This is a genomic window from Methanobrevibacter sp. (assembly GCF_030539555.1).
Lineage (GTDB): Archaea > Methanobacteriota > Methanobacteria > Methanobacteriales > Methanobacteriaceae > Methanocatella.
Window position 1 is genome coordinate 37,069 of the sequence record NZ_JAUNXX010000007.1, and the last position, 13,880, is coordinate 50,948.

Genomic DNA, 13,880 nt, shown 5'->3' on the forward strand with positions numbered 1-13,880 from the left:
ATCTGTTTTTTAATATATTATAAATGATGAATTTCACTGATTTCGATATTTCAGATAATATCTTAAAAGCAATTGATGATATGGGATTTAAAAAAGCCACTCCAATTCAAAAAATGGCGATTCCACTCGCACTTGATTTTCGTGATGTTACAGCACAGGCACAAACCGGAAGCGGAAAAACACTTGCCTTTTCAATTCCAATATTGGAAAAGATTTTTATTCCGGATAAATCACCACAGGCTATTATATTATGTCCGACTAGGGAATTATGCGTTCAGGTAGCTGGAGAGATAGTTAAACTCAGTAAATACATTAAGAAGCTTAAGGTTTTGGCTGTTTATGGTGGTCAGCCTATTGGAAAACAGACAAGGGTTTTAAAAAAAAGAGTCCATATCATTGTTGGAACTCCAGGTCGTGTGATTGACCATATCGAACGGGGGAATTTGGATTTGATTGGAATTGAAAGTGTTGTATTGGATGAAGCCGATGAAATGTTGGACATGGGTTTTAGGGAAGATATTGAAACGATTCTTAAAAATGTTCCTCTCCAAAGGCAAACTTTACTTTTCTCAGCAACAATACCCTCTGAAATCAAAAAAATCGCTAAGGATTACCAGAAAAATCCAAAATTTATCAAAATTGAAAACAAGACAGAGAATATACCTAAAATCACACAGTATTCTTTTAAAACAAATCATAAATATAAATTCGATGATCTGTGTAAGCTGTTTGATGCTTATAGCATAAAATCAGCATTAATTTTTTGCAACACTAAAAAGGGTGTTGATTTCGTATTTAAAAATTTGAAAAGCAGACAATACTCCTGTGAAGCTTTACATGGGGACATGACTCAAAAAACAAGGGATAAAGTAATGAATAAATTTCGCAATGGCAATGTCAGCTTTTTAGTTGCAACAGATGTGGCATCAAGAGGTTTGGACATTTCAAATTTGGACTTCATAATCAATTATGATGTTCCCCAAAATACTGATGGATATATCCATAGAATTGGAAGGACTGCAAGGGCAGGAAACATTGGCTATGCCTTTACTTTAGTTGCTCCACATGATTCTCATTCATTCGACACAATTAAAAAAGAATCAAAAATGAAGATTTATCAAAAGAATATTCCTACTGAAAGTGAAATCGAAGAAATCAAAAACAAAATAATTATGGATAAGGTTAAAAATTCTGTTAAAAATGATGATTTGGAGGAATATTTAAAAATAATCAAAAAAAGTTCTTCACAAAATCTCAGCAGCGAGGAAATAGCTGCGTGTCTATTAAAAATGGTTAGGGAAAATTAATTATTTTCCACCATCAATAATATTAAATTTAATTTTCTCATTTTCGAGTTCACGAATAAATGCTTTGCTCATGTCTCCAACACAAATGGCAATAACATTCAATCCTTTACGTGCAGCATTGGCTGCCGCTTGCGGTGCAGCAAATTCAATATCTATTGGTATTTCAAGTTTATTTGTAACAGCACGCGCAACAGTACCTGCTACAGCGACTTTATCTATTTTATGACCGCTGTTTGTTCCATTTTCATAGATTGTTTTAATTAAATCCAAATCACAGGCTTTGGATCCACCATCTTTAATTGTCGGAACATTAATGAGAGTGACTTCACCAACGCTCATGTCAATAATACCTGTTAAGTTAGTTAAAGACACATCACAATTAGCTTCAGCATCTTCTAAAACAACACCTGTTGCATTTTCTTCTTTTTTATGAGCATATAAAACACCATTTTCCATATAGAGTCCAACAATATCTTCTTTTTTTAAATCTTCTTTTGCTATGGCCGGCCATATGGTTTTATAATGGTTCATAGTTTCCAAAACAGAATCGGTATACTTCCTTAAGCTGATGGCATCTCGTTTTACTTTATCGATACCCGCTTGAGTTATTTTATAAGGTGATCTGCCATCTTTTGAAGTAATATATCCTAATTCCATTAATGTTTTAATATTTTCAGAAACAGCCTGAATTGTTATTCCTAAACTTTTAGCCAAATCTTTTTGTTTAAGGTGAGGATCTTGCTTTGATATCTCACTTAAAATCTGAAAGTGAGTAAGCGCACCTCTTTTTTTAAACGCCTTCATATTTCTCATCCCAATAAAATTAATATGATATATTTATTTATTCAGTTATTATTATATAAATTAATTTGTAATTCTGCCGGTTAATTTTTCATTGAACAGTTCAATAAATTCGCTTTTTTTGTCAATCGGTATGTAAGCACCGCATGCCATTGCATGTCCGCCGCCTGTTCCACCCACTTGACTTGCAATTTCACGTATAATGCTCCCGAAGTGTATTCCGTCATAGGACAATAATCTTGAACACCTAAGTGAGATTTTAAGACCGTCAGCATCGGTTTGTGTAAATCCGATTACAGGTTTTTTCCAGTTGCAATATCCCAGAATCATTCCGGTTACGGTTCCAACTATTTCAGGTTTAATTCCAGTTCCATCAAAGTACTGGAGGTTTTCCAGTTCGATGATATTCGTATCGTCGCTTTCTGCAATCTGTGAAATTGATGTTGCCAGGTTATATCGGTGAGTTTTGCTGATTGCTTCAAGCTGATCCAATGCTTCAATTCTATCGCCCTTAAGAACTTCCATGGCTATTTTTTCTTCATGATTTCTTCCGCATGCATTCATAGCTGTTGAAAATTCGGAGCCGTCCCTTAGAAAACTGTCCTCGTCCTCATTTAAAAATGTATAGGAATCTCCAATAATCAGTTGTGGGATATATTTAACATATCGTCCCGGAACAACTTTTGAAATCATTTCAACAAGTTTTTGATATAGCTTTCCTTTTTCTTCCATTGTAAGTTCATTTAATTTTTTTCTGTTGTGTTTTTCATCAATGCCAAGCTCTTCTAAAACAGCCATTGTTTCGGTAGTGTTGTTGGTAATCGGTAGCCTGACGTCACTGAAATAGGAAAGGGCAACAAATAGAGGTCTCGTATTCCTTCCATAAATGTTAATGTCACTTTCGGTCAGCTGAAGATATCCTTCATCAATTGCATCTTTTTGAATTATTTTATTCAAACCTTCAAAGTGTCCTGTTTTTGTATTTTGCATATCTCCAATTGCAGATAGGACTCCAATCCAGCTTAAATCTTTATATCCGAATTCACGAGCCAAAAAGTAACACAATCCTCCTCCGCAAACATAATATGACCCGTCTATACCATGATGAAGGGGATTAATTTCAAGATAGGTATAATCTTTATCATCTGCATAGTCAAGGCTTCTCAGTGGGGGGTGGTGGTCTAGGATGATTATTTTTTGATTTTCACTGGCATTTGTGTCAATCCTCTGGCCTGAACCTAAATCCGAAAAGATTGTAAGTTCATGGTCCAGATTTATATCATCCAATACGTCCAGATTAACAAATTCTATGTCATGTTCTTTATTCTGTCTGTCAAGGATGGTTGATAATATTGCGCCTGAACAGATGCCGTCGCAATCGATATGTGAGTAGATTTTTATATCTTCAGAGCTTTCAATGATTTCCTTTGCTTTTTGGTATTGTTCAGACATTGATTGTGGTATTTCCATAATAATCATTTTTTAATTTCTTTTATTTTTAAACTAATTTCGCGGATAAGCTCCAATTTGGTCTTATCCCATTCAACAAGTATTCTTCCAGATTTTTCATACCATTTTCCAGGATATGAAAATTCTTTTTGCACTTCATATTTCAGATTAAGTCTTTTGAGGGCGGTTTCAATATCTTTGATTGTGGGATCTCTAACGCAGTACTCTTTTGCGATTTTTCGACCTTCGGAAAGACTTAAATTTTTATTTAAATATTGTGGCCATACAGTAATCATAGTAACACCTATCTAATTTGATTTTCAAAAATATCTAATGCATCTTTTACAACCAAATCCATATTGTAATACTTGTATTTGGCTAGTCTTCCAGCAAAGATGACATTTTCTTCTTTTTCCATTTCAGTTTCGTATAATTTGAATTTGTCCAGGTATTCCTGAGTTGGATAAGGATAACATTTCTCGCCATTAAAACCGGGATATTCCCTCATGATAGCGGTTTTTCCTTCCACATCCTGCCAGGTTAATTTTTTAAATTCGGTAATTCTTGTAAAGTATGGGTCATTCGGATAGTTGACCACTGCAACATCCTGATATGAATCTTCATCAATGATTTCATACACGAAGTTCAAGCATCTGTACAGGAGTTCCCCATACTTATAATCATAAAAGTAATCAATCGGACCGGTATAAACAAGGGTTTCATAGTTAATTTTATCGATGTAGTCCTTGTAGTCTGATTTGAGACCAACATGAATCTTATCGGATTTAATCATGTTTTCACACATTTTAGTAAATCCCTCTTTTGGCATTCCCTGATAAGTGTCTGCAAAGTATCTGTCGTCGTGGTTGAATCTGAAAGGAATTCTTGAAATGACGCTGGAACTTAGATTTGCAGCTGATGTTCCCCATTGCTTTTCTGTGTAGTTTTTAAATAGTTTTTCGTAAATGTCACGTCCTGCATTTTTTAAAACAACATCCTCAGAGGATTTCACCTCATCAATGTCCTCTTTGTGCTCATCAATCCACTTGCGCATGGACTTTTCATCCAAATCCAAATCATATAATGCATTCAGGGTATCAATACAAATAGGCATTGGAACGAGCTTTCCGTCAACATAGCTTAAGACCCTGTGGACGTAATCGTTCCATTCGGTAAACTGTGAAAGATAATCATGAACCTTTTTATCATTTGTATGGTAAATATGAGGCCCGTATTTTTGAATTAAAAGTCCATCATCATAAAAATCATATACGTTTCCACCGATGTGGTCCCTTTTCTCGATAATCAGTACTTCTTCATCTAATTCATTAGCTATTCTCTCAGCTATTGTAAGACCGGACAGACCAGCACCAACAATTACATAATTATAATCAGTCATTGTTTTACTCCTTTGAAATTTGTATTTTGGATTCTATTGCTGTTGTCATTGATGTTAACAACATTCTTGATTTCAAATCACTTTTATGAATCTTTTTAAGTTTGTTAACTTTACTTAATAGTAATTTATTCTCTTCTTTTGTAAATGGAGAGTTTTTCCAGGTATGCATCCAGTGAAGCAGGTGAGGATTAAGTGATACTGTCTGCACGTTTTTTGAAAAGTTTTCAGTTTTCTTTCTGCAGTAGATATAAGCTTCCATAAGTTCATCTAAAAGTCTCACATTAACAGTATTTGTGATGGATTTGTCATCCGGCAGGTCACGGATGTAGTAATCATAGGAGATGAAGTTATTCAGGTATACAATACCTTTTGCATTTAACAGTGCCTCCAGGGTAAATGCCATGTCGTCTCCGGTCACATACGGTTTAAAACGAATATTGTTGTCCATTATCAGGTCTCGTTTGTAAATTTTACACCATACTGACGGTTGCATTTTCAATAAATCCGGTTCCTGTTCGATATTGTCCACATGTATGATGTCTACTGGTTTGTCTCTGGGATATGTTATTTCCAATGTTTTACCGTAAAGAACTCTTTCGATAACATTGTCCCAAATAACGTCCGGAACATCGAGGAAGTTTGCAGACTCAAAAGTTTCATCAGGATAGGCACTTTCCAAATCATCCAGATACGGTGAATATGACTTTTGAACATAGCCACCATATTCGAATATTCTTCTAAAACGGGCAAATGCCAAATCGACATCATATTCCTTGATTGCACTGTACAGTCTTTCACATGCATCCGGAGTGTACCTGTCGTCTGGATCCAGGAACATGATGTAGTCTCCGGTGGATGCTTCAATGCCTGTGTTGCGGGGAGTGTGAGCTCCGCCACTGTTGGTTTCATGATGTATTGCCACGCAACAGTCATACTTTTCAGCATATTCATCGATTATCTTATCGGATCCATCAGTTGAACAGTCATTAACCATGATAATTTCTAGATTTTCATTTCCAATAGTTTGGTTTATTAGAGAGTCAATCCCTCCTCTAAGATGAGGTCCGACATTAAAAATTGGTAAAATAATGCTTATTTTATCATTCATTTTCTTCTCTCCAAGTCTTAAATAATAATTCCATCATATCCGGAACTGTGTAAGTGTCAGGGTAAATGTAGGCAATATCATATTTCTCTAAAACATTAGCAGTGATTGGTCCAATACAGACTGTGAGCAGATTGTCATTCAATATTTTTGCAAGTTCCTGTTTGTTGTCGGCTATTTTGAAGAAATTTTCGACAGTTAGCGGGCTTGTAAAAGTGATGGCATCAATTTCCTTATTTTCAATCATGTCAATCAGTTCTTTAACAGTTTTGTCATCCATCGGAAACAGGGATTTGTATGCTTCGGCCAAAATCACTTTATTTCCAAGCTTTTCAAGCTCTTCTGGCAAGATAGGTCTTGCAGAAGCAGTTCTTGGAATCCCAATGGTTTGGTTTGTAATCTCGCGTTTTTTGAACTCTTCAATCAACCCTTCGGCAGTGAAGTCCTGAGGCATTAAATCAACTGTTAATCCATTTTTTTCAGCTAATTTTCCAGTCTTATTTCCAATAACTGCCAATTTGCAATTTAGGCTTTTTAAAAATTCCGGATGGAATTTATTAAGTGAAACGATTGTTGTCGGTGATGTGAATATAATCCAGTCAAGTTCGTCTTTTTTTGATACAAGATTTTTCAAAGATTCGCTGTTGACCGGCTCCAAATCAAGTGTCGGTGCTAGAATCGCACTGCCTCCCAATTTTTCAACAATCTCACAAGCCTTTTTTGCCCTATCTTTTGGCCTTGTTATTGCAACAACAGGTTTTGACATTTCATTACCTTCATTAATTTATAATGTTTTATATTTTGTTTTTATTGGTTTATAATGTTTGTTAATTTGAAAAATTTTTAATATTGATTTAACTTGTTAAATTGTTTTGTTTTGGATTTTTTGGTTGATTTTGAGAAGTCGTAAGGGGTTTAATATATATTGTTGCGAATGTTAACAATTATATAATATGAAAATCATAATTACAAACAGGTGATAATATGAGCAATGTATTGGTAGCATATTTCTCAGCAAGCGGTGTTACAAAAAACGTAGCAGAAAAGATTGCAGGTGAAAACGATTATGACATTTTCGAAATTAAACCTGTGGAAATCTACACTCCTGCAGATTTGGACTGGACAGACAAAAATTCAAGGTCAACCATTGAAATGAACGACAAATCATTCAGACCACCTATTGCCGAAATCTGTGACGTTTCAGCATATGATATAGTTGTAATAGGCTTCCCGGTATGGTGGTATACAGCACCATCAATAATAAACACATTTATAGAAAGCGTTGATTTGATAGGTAAGACAATCAAGGCATTCTGCACATCCGGAGGATCTGGAATCGACAAATGTGTAAGTGACCTTCAAAATGCATATCCTGATCTTGACTTTGCAAAAGGAATGAGATTCATGGGTGATGTTTCAAAAGCTAAGGAGTGGATTGAATGAATAAAAAAGTCATTGTAATCAGTTCTTCACCAAGAATCGGTGGAAATTCAGATACATTATGTGATGAATTTGTAAGAGGTGCCCTTGACGGTGACAATGCCGCCGTAAAGTATAATCTCGAAGAAATCAGATTCCATTCATGCAAGGCATGCATGAAATGCAAAACTCCTGAAATGAAGTGTTTTCAGGAAGATGGACTTGCCGAAGTCTTAGATAAGATGATGGAGGCCGATGTTATTGTATATGCAACTCCGATTTACTATTATTCCATGTGCGGAACTCTAAAAAGATTCTTTGACAGATGCTATCCGATATTCAACCAATTGGAAGACAAAGATTATTATATCATAACTTCCGCCGGAGCATCAAACGGAAATGCACTGACTGGAATCAGGGATTTCATCAGTTTTTCCAAAAATCCGACAGAAAAAGCTGTCTTTACTGTAATCGGGGATGCTAAATCCCAACCTGAACTTTTAAAAGAAGTGTATGATGCAGGTTTTGGCTGCTAAAATTTTTAAAAAAAGTTATTGGAGGATAAATCCTCCACTTTCTAATTTTCTATTTGTAAGGATTTGAACTTGAGTATTTCTGACCGTTGACTGTTAAAGTGTAACTGCCATAGTCAATTTCACCGGATACCGCCAAACTTGAAACGGAACTGTCTCCGGTTAATGTCCAGGTAGAACCATCAGCCACACTAACTGTTGTGTTTCCGGTTGAATTTATGGCTCCTTTAAATTCTGTATTTTTCATGGTCCAGTTTAGAGAACTGATGGAATCAACAATAACATTACCGTCTATTTTTTCGTTGTCTGTGTTGAGTTCACATACTCCTCCGTTGGAGCCTGTAGTTCCCCATTGGTTTTGGCCAGCTATCTGCAGGAATGTTCCACTGCCGAAGCTTAATTCAGTGTTTTTCAAGTCAACAACACATGCAGTGTTTGTAACATGAAACATTGGTGCTTCTTTATATACTGAAGAGTCTTCAGCTATTGACAGTTTGGAGTTTTCAGCTGTAAATAGAGATGTTCCAACATCTGCATCTCCACTCATACTTTGATAGATAAATACTCCACCCAAATCAACATATTCATCACCGTCTTGACGGTTTCCTTCTGCGTAACCGGTTAAATCACAATTTGTAAGTTCAATTGAGTTTTTACCTTCAATACATGCAATTTGAGATACATAAGATGTACCTTTACTATTTTCGGCGGTAATGTTTCCGGTTGAATAAATTAAAGGTGACCCTCTGCCGCTGTTTTTGCTTACTCCTGTATTGATTTCAGAGTTTGTAACATGGACTTGGCCTTCTCCACGGTCTGTTGCAAGAGCAGCACAGCTTTGACCGTCAGTATTAATTACAACATTGGTGGCTGTAATTTTACCGTTGTAGGTTGCATCAAGTCCTCTTGATTTGTCGGAATGTGTTGTGATTTTGACATTATTTATTGTTGCTTCAGTTGTTCCTGAAACATCACTTGCTCCTGATGGATCTCCCCCACCTTGTCCTGCGTCTCCTCCGGTAGCTTCTGAAGGTTGTCCTCCGTCATTTGAGCCTTGTCCTGCGTCTCCTCCGGTAGCTTCTGGAGGTTGTCCTCCGTCATTTGAGCCTTGTCCTGCGTCTCCTCCGGTAGCTTCTGGAGGTTGACTTGCATCACCTGAACTGCCTTGGCTGGAATCTCCACTGCTTGAAGCTTCAGCATTTGTTACAAAAATACCGTTGGATCCTTTTGAGTTGGTGTTTATCTCAACATTTGAAATGTCCAAAGTTCCGTTTGTGTTAACTAAAACTGCGGAGTTTACACCATAAAAGTCAGCATCATCACCTGAAGTAGCTGTATCTCCAGTTTTGTTTACAATTGAATTTTTCAATGTTAATTTACCGTTGTTGGTTACTAAAATAGAGTTTAAATCGCTTGTGCTAGCTGAAATTAATCCTTTTTCTTTGGATTCTTCACTGGCATTCACTACGAGATTTCCCATATCTTCAAGTGCACTTGCATCAACATTGACTGATGTGCCTCCCGAAGAGGTGTTCGTGTTTGTCAGTGCAAATGCGCCTACTCCTATTATAATTACAATTGCAATTGCTGCAATCAGATATTTTTTGTTCATAAAAATAGTAACTCTAAAGTCATATTTAAGTATTTTCAATAAGAATTACGACTTTGTTTAATTATATTTGTTAGTTATATATCAGGTATGCAGTTTGAAAATTCAAATGATGGTTATATTTAAAAAACGCTTTGAAAATGGTTCTCCATTTCCAACGGTTAATTTGACCAATTCCTCTTTTGAATGTGTCTTTTCTTATTTGATATTGAAATTTTAAATGAATTTGTAATTACATGCACTGGCGAAGATTGAATTTAAAAATTGTAAAATTCTTGATAAAATCTAAAAATAACATTTGTTGGACAGTATTCAAATTGGACAATGTAATTGAATGTTTATAATCTTTAGGGGTTGGTTTGGCAGTGTTTTCTGCAGATTCATGTGGTGGGAATATTTGAACTTTCCAACATGCAGAGGGTTCTAAATAAACAGAATATTTTTTATAAAATATTATTTTAAACTATTAAATATGAGAAATTATGCCTTTTCAATTGATTTGGGTGGAACATCAACAAATTTTTCTGTTTTCATTTCAGATGAGATAATATCCGAATGGTGGGTTCCGACTCCAAAAGACAATATACTGGAGATGCTTGAAAATGAAATCAAAAATGAAATTGCAAAGCTAAAGCTTAAAAGTACTGATTTTAAGGCTATTGTAATAGGCATAGCAGGCATTGTAAAAGAAGGCATTGTAGAGAAGGCCATTAATCTGAATCTGTCAGGATGTGATTTTGGCGGTCTACTTCAGTCTAGAGTCAACATTAAAGTAATTGTTTTAAATGACGTGAACCTGCAGGCACTCGGGGAGTCTAAAGATTACACAAGCCTGTTTTTAGTTACAATCGGAACAGGAATAGGTGCGGCTTTGATAGTCAATGGTCACATAGTGGAAGGTCATAATGGTGCTGCCGGTGAAATTGGCCATATCTATCTTGATTCAAAAACTCCCGAAGAAAACGCATCGGCTGTGGGACTTGTACAAACAGCAAAAAACTATTTAAAATCAAACAATGATTATTCTTCATTAAGAGATCTTGAAACATTCACTGCCAAAGATATTTTTGAACAGGCAAGAATCGGTGATGAAGTGGCCTTGAAAATAATTCATGAGATATATTTCAAATTTGGAAAGCTGCTTGCAGTAATCTGCAGTGCATTTGATCCGGAAGTCATAATAATTTCCGGCGGAGTTTCAAATGCCGGAGACTTGCTTTTGGATACAATTAATGAAGGTTTTATGGAAGTTGCATTTAAAGATAGTGAAATCTGCATATCTGAGATGAAAGAAAAAGCCGCTGTTTATGGGGCCATGAGAATTGTTGATGATTTGTACTGGGAAATTTAAGTTTAGTAAATGAAATACATGAAATTCATATGATATAACCTAAATAATTTAAAAATAGTTTAGTATCTGTTAATTCTGTCCGCCGAGAGAATGTTAATAGTAATTAAATATTTATTTTCTGTAAAAATCTATAAAAACTTAATCATCCATTAAATCGATTTCTTTTCTAAAATTTGCCAAGGATTCTCTAGCAGATGCAATGCCCACATTGTTAAGTCTTCTATAGAAGGTAAGAGCGCATCTCCATTATTTTTTGATTTAATAATCATGTTAATCCTCTCATTTTTTTTAATATTTATGAATTGTAGTTTATTGATTAGTATATAATTTTGAAAAGAGGATATTAAGAAATGGTTTTTATTTTTGGATTTGAATTTATATTATTAGTCTGAAATTCAGTACGGGTAAGGTGGAAATCAGAAGGGATGTGTTAAATTAATCATCCATTAAATCTATTTCTTTTCTAAAATTAACTGCAGATTCTTTAGCTAATTTAGTTGCAAGGTTGAAGAGATATGATTTAGAAGGTAGAAGCATATTCTCTGTGTTTTTTGATTTAATTATCATATTTATCATTTCATCTTATTAATTAATTATATTTTATAAATAACCATTTATATTCATTTCAAAAAAATTGAAGGTTTAAACTGATTTAAAATATTTTGTCTTTTTCTAATAAAAACAGTTGTAACGGTTGATTTTAAAATCATATAATGTTAAATATCTGATATTTCTTTAAGTTCTTTTTTAAGATTTGAAATAGATTTTTTTGCTAAATCTTTACCTAATTGTCTAAAATATGCTTCATCATATATCTGATTATCATGAAGATTTTTTGATTTAAAAATCATGATTTTATCACTTAATTTAATGTTTATTATTTAATTTATTAATAGTTTTTGCAATCATATTTATTGAAAAATTGGGGATTTAAATTGGTATCAAAATATTGTTTCCTTTTTTCCATATGAATCCATCCCCTTTTGATATTATAGCAACATCAATATCTCCTCCAACTGTTTGTAAGTCAGATGAAACTTTTCTTTTCAGGGAGGTGATATGGATTAAAGATTCACCTGTCTTACGGCAAGGATACCTCGACCTCTTTAGGTCGAGGAGGAATTGCTGCCCTCCAATCTACTAACCAACCTTTAATAGGTTCCAATAATCTTAATCGTTTGCTACTGACTCCTTGACTAATCACAGTGCCGTCAAATTTTTTCAGTTGGAAGTAACCGCTGCTGCGTTTGCCTGTGATAAAGCATTCTATTCCATTATACATTACTTTATCGAATCTTCTGAATCCGTTAACGATGTATGGTGATTGAGTGCGTTGGCGTATGCCTCCTTTCCCTGGTTTAGCTTTATGTATCTGGCGGTTATGTCTTCTGACTTTGCGATATAGGAATTCGACATTGGATTGTTCTGCATTGAAATTATGGCTGATTACATATGCATCATTGCAATGGGACTTACTAATGCCTAGTTTTTCGCGATGGTATTTAGTCAGATACCCGAAAGTTTCATAAACATTATCAAACTCATTTTTAAGCAATTCCACCAATCTTTTCCTCATGATGTTCATGTGTGATGCATGTTTAAATGATTTGACTTTTTTGTTGAATTTTAGTTCGTTTTTATGTATTTTTTCGTGGCAGTCTTTGCATAGTGTTGTGAGGTTTTCCATGCTATCTGAGCCTCCGTGGCTTTTAAATCGTATGTGATGAACTTGTAGTTGGGTATTTTGTGCTTGGCATATTTGGCAGTTATAATTGTCTCTGCTTAAAACTGCCACTTTAACATTATAAAAACCCATAGCATCACCCTCCTGATACTCTGAACCTTGAATGTCTGGATTTTTAAGTTTATGTGGATCAAATTCAGCAGTCTCAACAATAGTGTTTGTCACCGGAATAAAGCCGCAGACCTTTTTAATGATAGTTAAATGGCTATTGATTTTATGCTGGATGCTGGGAGCCAATTTTCCTTTTTTTCCACGGTTATTGAATCTTGCAGGACGATACCTTAATTTTCGGGTTCTGCGACTTCTGCGCAGGCTTCTGCGAGACTCCAACAATTTAGGAATATCCTGTCGCAACTCCACAGTAGCTTTAAATAATTCTCTTTGTTCTGTTGTTGCAGACAATCCTATATATTTGCTTCCTGCATCCACACCCAGATTAACCGGTTGTGTATAACCGCTACTACCATACCTTAATTGTATGATAAAAGGTGTGCGATTAACTACTTTTGCTTTACCTTCTTTTAATAATAATCTTGCTTTTCTTGGTTTACAAGGCATCAAAGCCTTATCATTCTTGTTTAGTATGTAAACTAACATAAAGTTTACCTCCTATTCCTGAGTAATTTTATCCCTCGACAATGTTATCTCAAGGTTTAAAAATTTGTGAGCAGCACAGTTCCTACCATCTCAGAACCATGTTTAACCACTTACACCGTAGAGCGTGGAACTGGGATTAAACATTCCACGGTACCTATAATATATTCTTGAGTAACGTAGACCATATGGGCCGCTGTCTATTAAACTAGTGGATTTCCAGAAAATTCTAGAAAATCCACGGCTTCTACAAGCCGTGGTAGTTTAAACATGTTTGCTAATTCTTCTTTTGGTAAAGATTCTACAGAATTAAGTATCGGTTTTGATATTTCCTGTTCCTATCCGTGAATTCCTTTCATAAAATCATTTACTCTAGATTTATTTGTTATTTTAAATTTTTCAAAAGTTTCATTGATAATTGTTAAGTTGTCTTTTGAAATTTCTTCATTATAAGAATTTCCGCTGTCATATTAAAAACCAATCATTTTTATGTTTTTTAGAATATAATTGCATTTCTATTAGATTTAAATTATATTAACTTATATATGATGGTTTTTTAAGGTAAATTT

General features: G+C 34.7%; 13 protein-coding genes. 4 read left to right on the plus strand and 9 right to left on the minus strand.

The window, feature by feature from the left end:
- The first annotated feature begins 26 nt into the window (after positions 1-26).
- Positions 27-1,307, plus strand: a complete 1,281-nt coding sequence (locus Q4Q55_RS03035; RefSeq protein WP_303371345.1) for a DEAD/DEAH box helicase — start codon at positions 27-29, stop codon at positions 1,305-1,307.
- Here Q4Q55_RS03035 and Q4Q55_RS03040 read toward each other — a convergent pair whose 3' ends face one another.
- The 6 genes from Q4Q55_RS03040 to Q4Q55_RS03065 are packed head-to-tail and all read right to left on the minus strand — an operon-like array spanning position 1,308 to position 6,827.
- Positions 1,308-2,111, minus strand: coding sequence for a winged helix-turn-helix transcriptional regulator (locus Q4Q55_RS03040; RefSeq protein ID WP_303371346.1), 804 nt, complete (start codon positions 2,109-2,111; stop codon positions 1,308-1,310).
- 60 nt (positions 2,112-2,171) lie between these two features.
- Complete coding sequence (gene recJ / locus Q4Q55_RS03045; RefSeq protein ID WP_303371358.1) at positions 2,172-3,581, minus strand: single-stranded-DNA-specific exonuclease RecJ; 1,410 nt, start codon at positions 3,579-3,581, stop codon at positions 2,172-2,174.
- A 2-nt stretch (positions 3,582-3,583) separates the two neighbouring features.
- Positions 3,584-3,853, minus strand: a complete 270-nt coding sequence (locus Q4Q55_RS03050; RefSeq protein ID WP_303371347.1) for a signal recognition particle subunit SRP19/SEC65 family protein — start codon at positions 3,851-3,853, stop codon at positions 3,584-3,586.
- Positions 3,854-3,861: 8 nt separating this feature from the next.
- Positions 3,862-4,956, minus strand: a complete 1,095-nt coding sequence (gene glf, locus Q4Q55_RS03055) for a UDP-galactopyranose mutase (protein WP_303371348.1) — start codon at positions 4,954-4,956, stop codon at positions 3,862-3,864.
- Between the two features lie 4 nt (positions 4,957-4,960).
- Positions 4,961-6,064: a glycosyltransferase gene (locus tag Q4Q55_RS03060; protein ID WP_303371349.1), complete on the minus strand. Its 1,104-nt coding sequence runs from the start codon at positions 6,062-6,064 to the stop codon at positions 4,961-4,963.
- The gene (locus tag Q4Q55_RS03065; RefSeq protein WP_303371350.1) at positions 6,057-6,827 is read right to left on the minus strand and encodes a uroporphyrinogen-III synthase; all 771 of its coding nucleotides are present in this window, start codon (positions 6,825-6,827) and stop codon (positions 6,057-6,059) included. The genes Q4Q55_RS03060 and Q4Q55_RS03065 overlap by 8 nt, the downstream gene beginning before the upstream one ends.
- Positions 6,828-7,045: 218 nt before the next feature.
- Between Q4Q55_RS03065 and Q4Q55_RS03070 the strand changes: the two genes are divergently transcribed.
- Both Q4Q55_RS03070 and Q4Q55_RS03075 read left to right on the plus strand, forming a co-directional pair.
- The gene (locus Q4Q55_RS03070; RefSeq protein WP_303371351.1) at positions 7,046-7,504 is read left to right on the plus strand and encodes a flavodoxin; all 459 of its coding nucleotides are present in this window, start codon (positions 7,046-7,048) and stop codon (positions 7,502-7,504) included.
- Positions 7,501-8,016, plus strand: a complete 516-nt coding sequence (locus Q4Q55_RS03075) for a flavodoxin family protein (RefSeq protein WP_303371352.1) — start codon at positions 7,501-7,503, stop codon at positions 8,014-8,016. Before Q4Q55_RS03070 ends, Q4Q55_RS03075 begins: the two co-directional genes overlap by 4 nt.
- Positions 8,017-8,065: 49 nt before the next feature.
- Here the strand turns inward: Q4Q55_RS03075 and Q4Q55_RS03080 are convergent, their stop codons facing one another.
- Entirely contained in the window at positions 8,066-9,625 is a 1,560-nt protein-coding gene (locus tag Q4Q55_RS03080) for a hypothetical protein (protein ID WP_303371353.1), read from the minus strand.
- Between the two features lie 469 nt (positions 9,626-10,094).
- Here Q4Q55_RS03080 and Q4Q55_RS03085 point away from each other — a divergent pair, with 469 nt between their 5' ends.
- The gene (locus tag Q4Q55_RS03085; protein ID WP_303371354.1) at positions 10,095-10,973 is read left to right on the plus strand and encodes an ROK family protein; all 879 of its coding nucleotides are present in this window, start codon (positions 10,095-10,097) and stop codon (positions 10,971-10,973) included.
- A 716-nt stretch (positions 10,974-11,689) separates the two neighbouring features.
- Here the strand turns inward: Q4Q55_RS03085 and Q4Q55_RS03090 are convergent.
- Positions 11,690-11,824, minus strand: a complete 135-nt coding sequence (locus tag Q4Q55_RS03090; protein ID WP_303371355.1) for a hypothetical protein — start codon at positions 11,822-11,824, stop codon at positions 11,690-11,692.
- A 230-nt stretch (positions 11,825-12,054) separates the two neighbouring features.
- Entirely contained in the window at positions 12,055-13,314 is a 1,260-nt protein-coding gene (iscB, locus tag Q4Q55_RS03095; RefSeq protein WP_303371356.1) for an RNA-guided endonuclease IscB, read from the minus strand.
- Between the last annotated feature and the right edge of the window lie 566 nt (positions 13,315-13,880).

Coding starts and splice junctions, on each gene's coding strand:
- Q4Q55_RS03035 (WP_303371345.1), top strand. CDS start 27: ATGAATTTCACTGATTTCGATATTTCAGATAATATCTTAAAAGCAATT.
- Q4Q55_RS03040 (WP_303371346.1), bottom strand. CDS start 2,111: ATGAAGGCGTTTAAAAAAAGAGGTGCGCTTACTCACTTTCAGATTTTA.
- Q4Q55_RS03050 (WP_303371347.1), bottom strand. CDS start 3,853: ATGATTACTGTATGGCCACAATATTTAAATAAAAATTTAAGTCTTTCC.
- glf (WP_303371348.1), bottom strand. CDS start 4,956: ATGACTGATTATAATTATGTAATTGTTGGTGCTGGTCTGTCCGGTCTT.
- Q4Q55_RS03060 (WP_303371349.1), bottom strand. CDS start 6,064: ATGAATGATAAAATAAGCATTATTTTACCAATTTTTAATGTCGGACCT.
- Q4Q55_RS03065 (WP_303371350.1), bottom strand. CDS start 6,827: ATGTCAAAACCTGTTGTTGCAATAACAAGGCCAAAAGATAGGGCAAAA.
- Q4Q55_RS03070 (WP_303371351.1), top strand. CDS start 7,046: ATGAGCAATGTATTGGTAGCATATTTCTCAGCAAGCGGTGTTACAAAA.
- Q4Q55_RS03075 (WP_303371352.1), top strand. CDS start 7,501: ATGAATAAAAAAGTCATTGTAATCAGTTCTTCACCAAGAATCGGTGGA.
- Q4Q55_RS03080 (WP_303371353.1), bottom strand. CDS start 9,625: ATGAACAAAAAATATCTGATTGCAGCAATTGCAATTGTAATTATAATA.
- Q4Q55_RS03085 (WP_303371354.1), top strand. CDS start 10,095: ATGAGAAATTATGCCTTTTCAATTGATTTGGGTGGAACATCAACAAAT.
- Q4Q55_RS03090 (WP_303371355.1), bottom strand. CDS start 11,824: ATGATTTTTAAATCAAAAAATCTTCATGATAATCAGATATATGATGAA.
- iscB (WP_303371356.1), bottom strand. CDS start 13,314: ATGTTAGTTTACATACTAAACAAGAATGATAAGGCTTTGATGCCTTGT.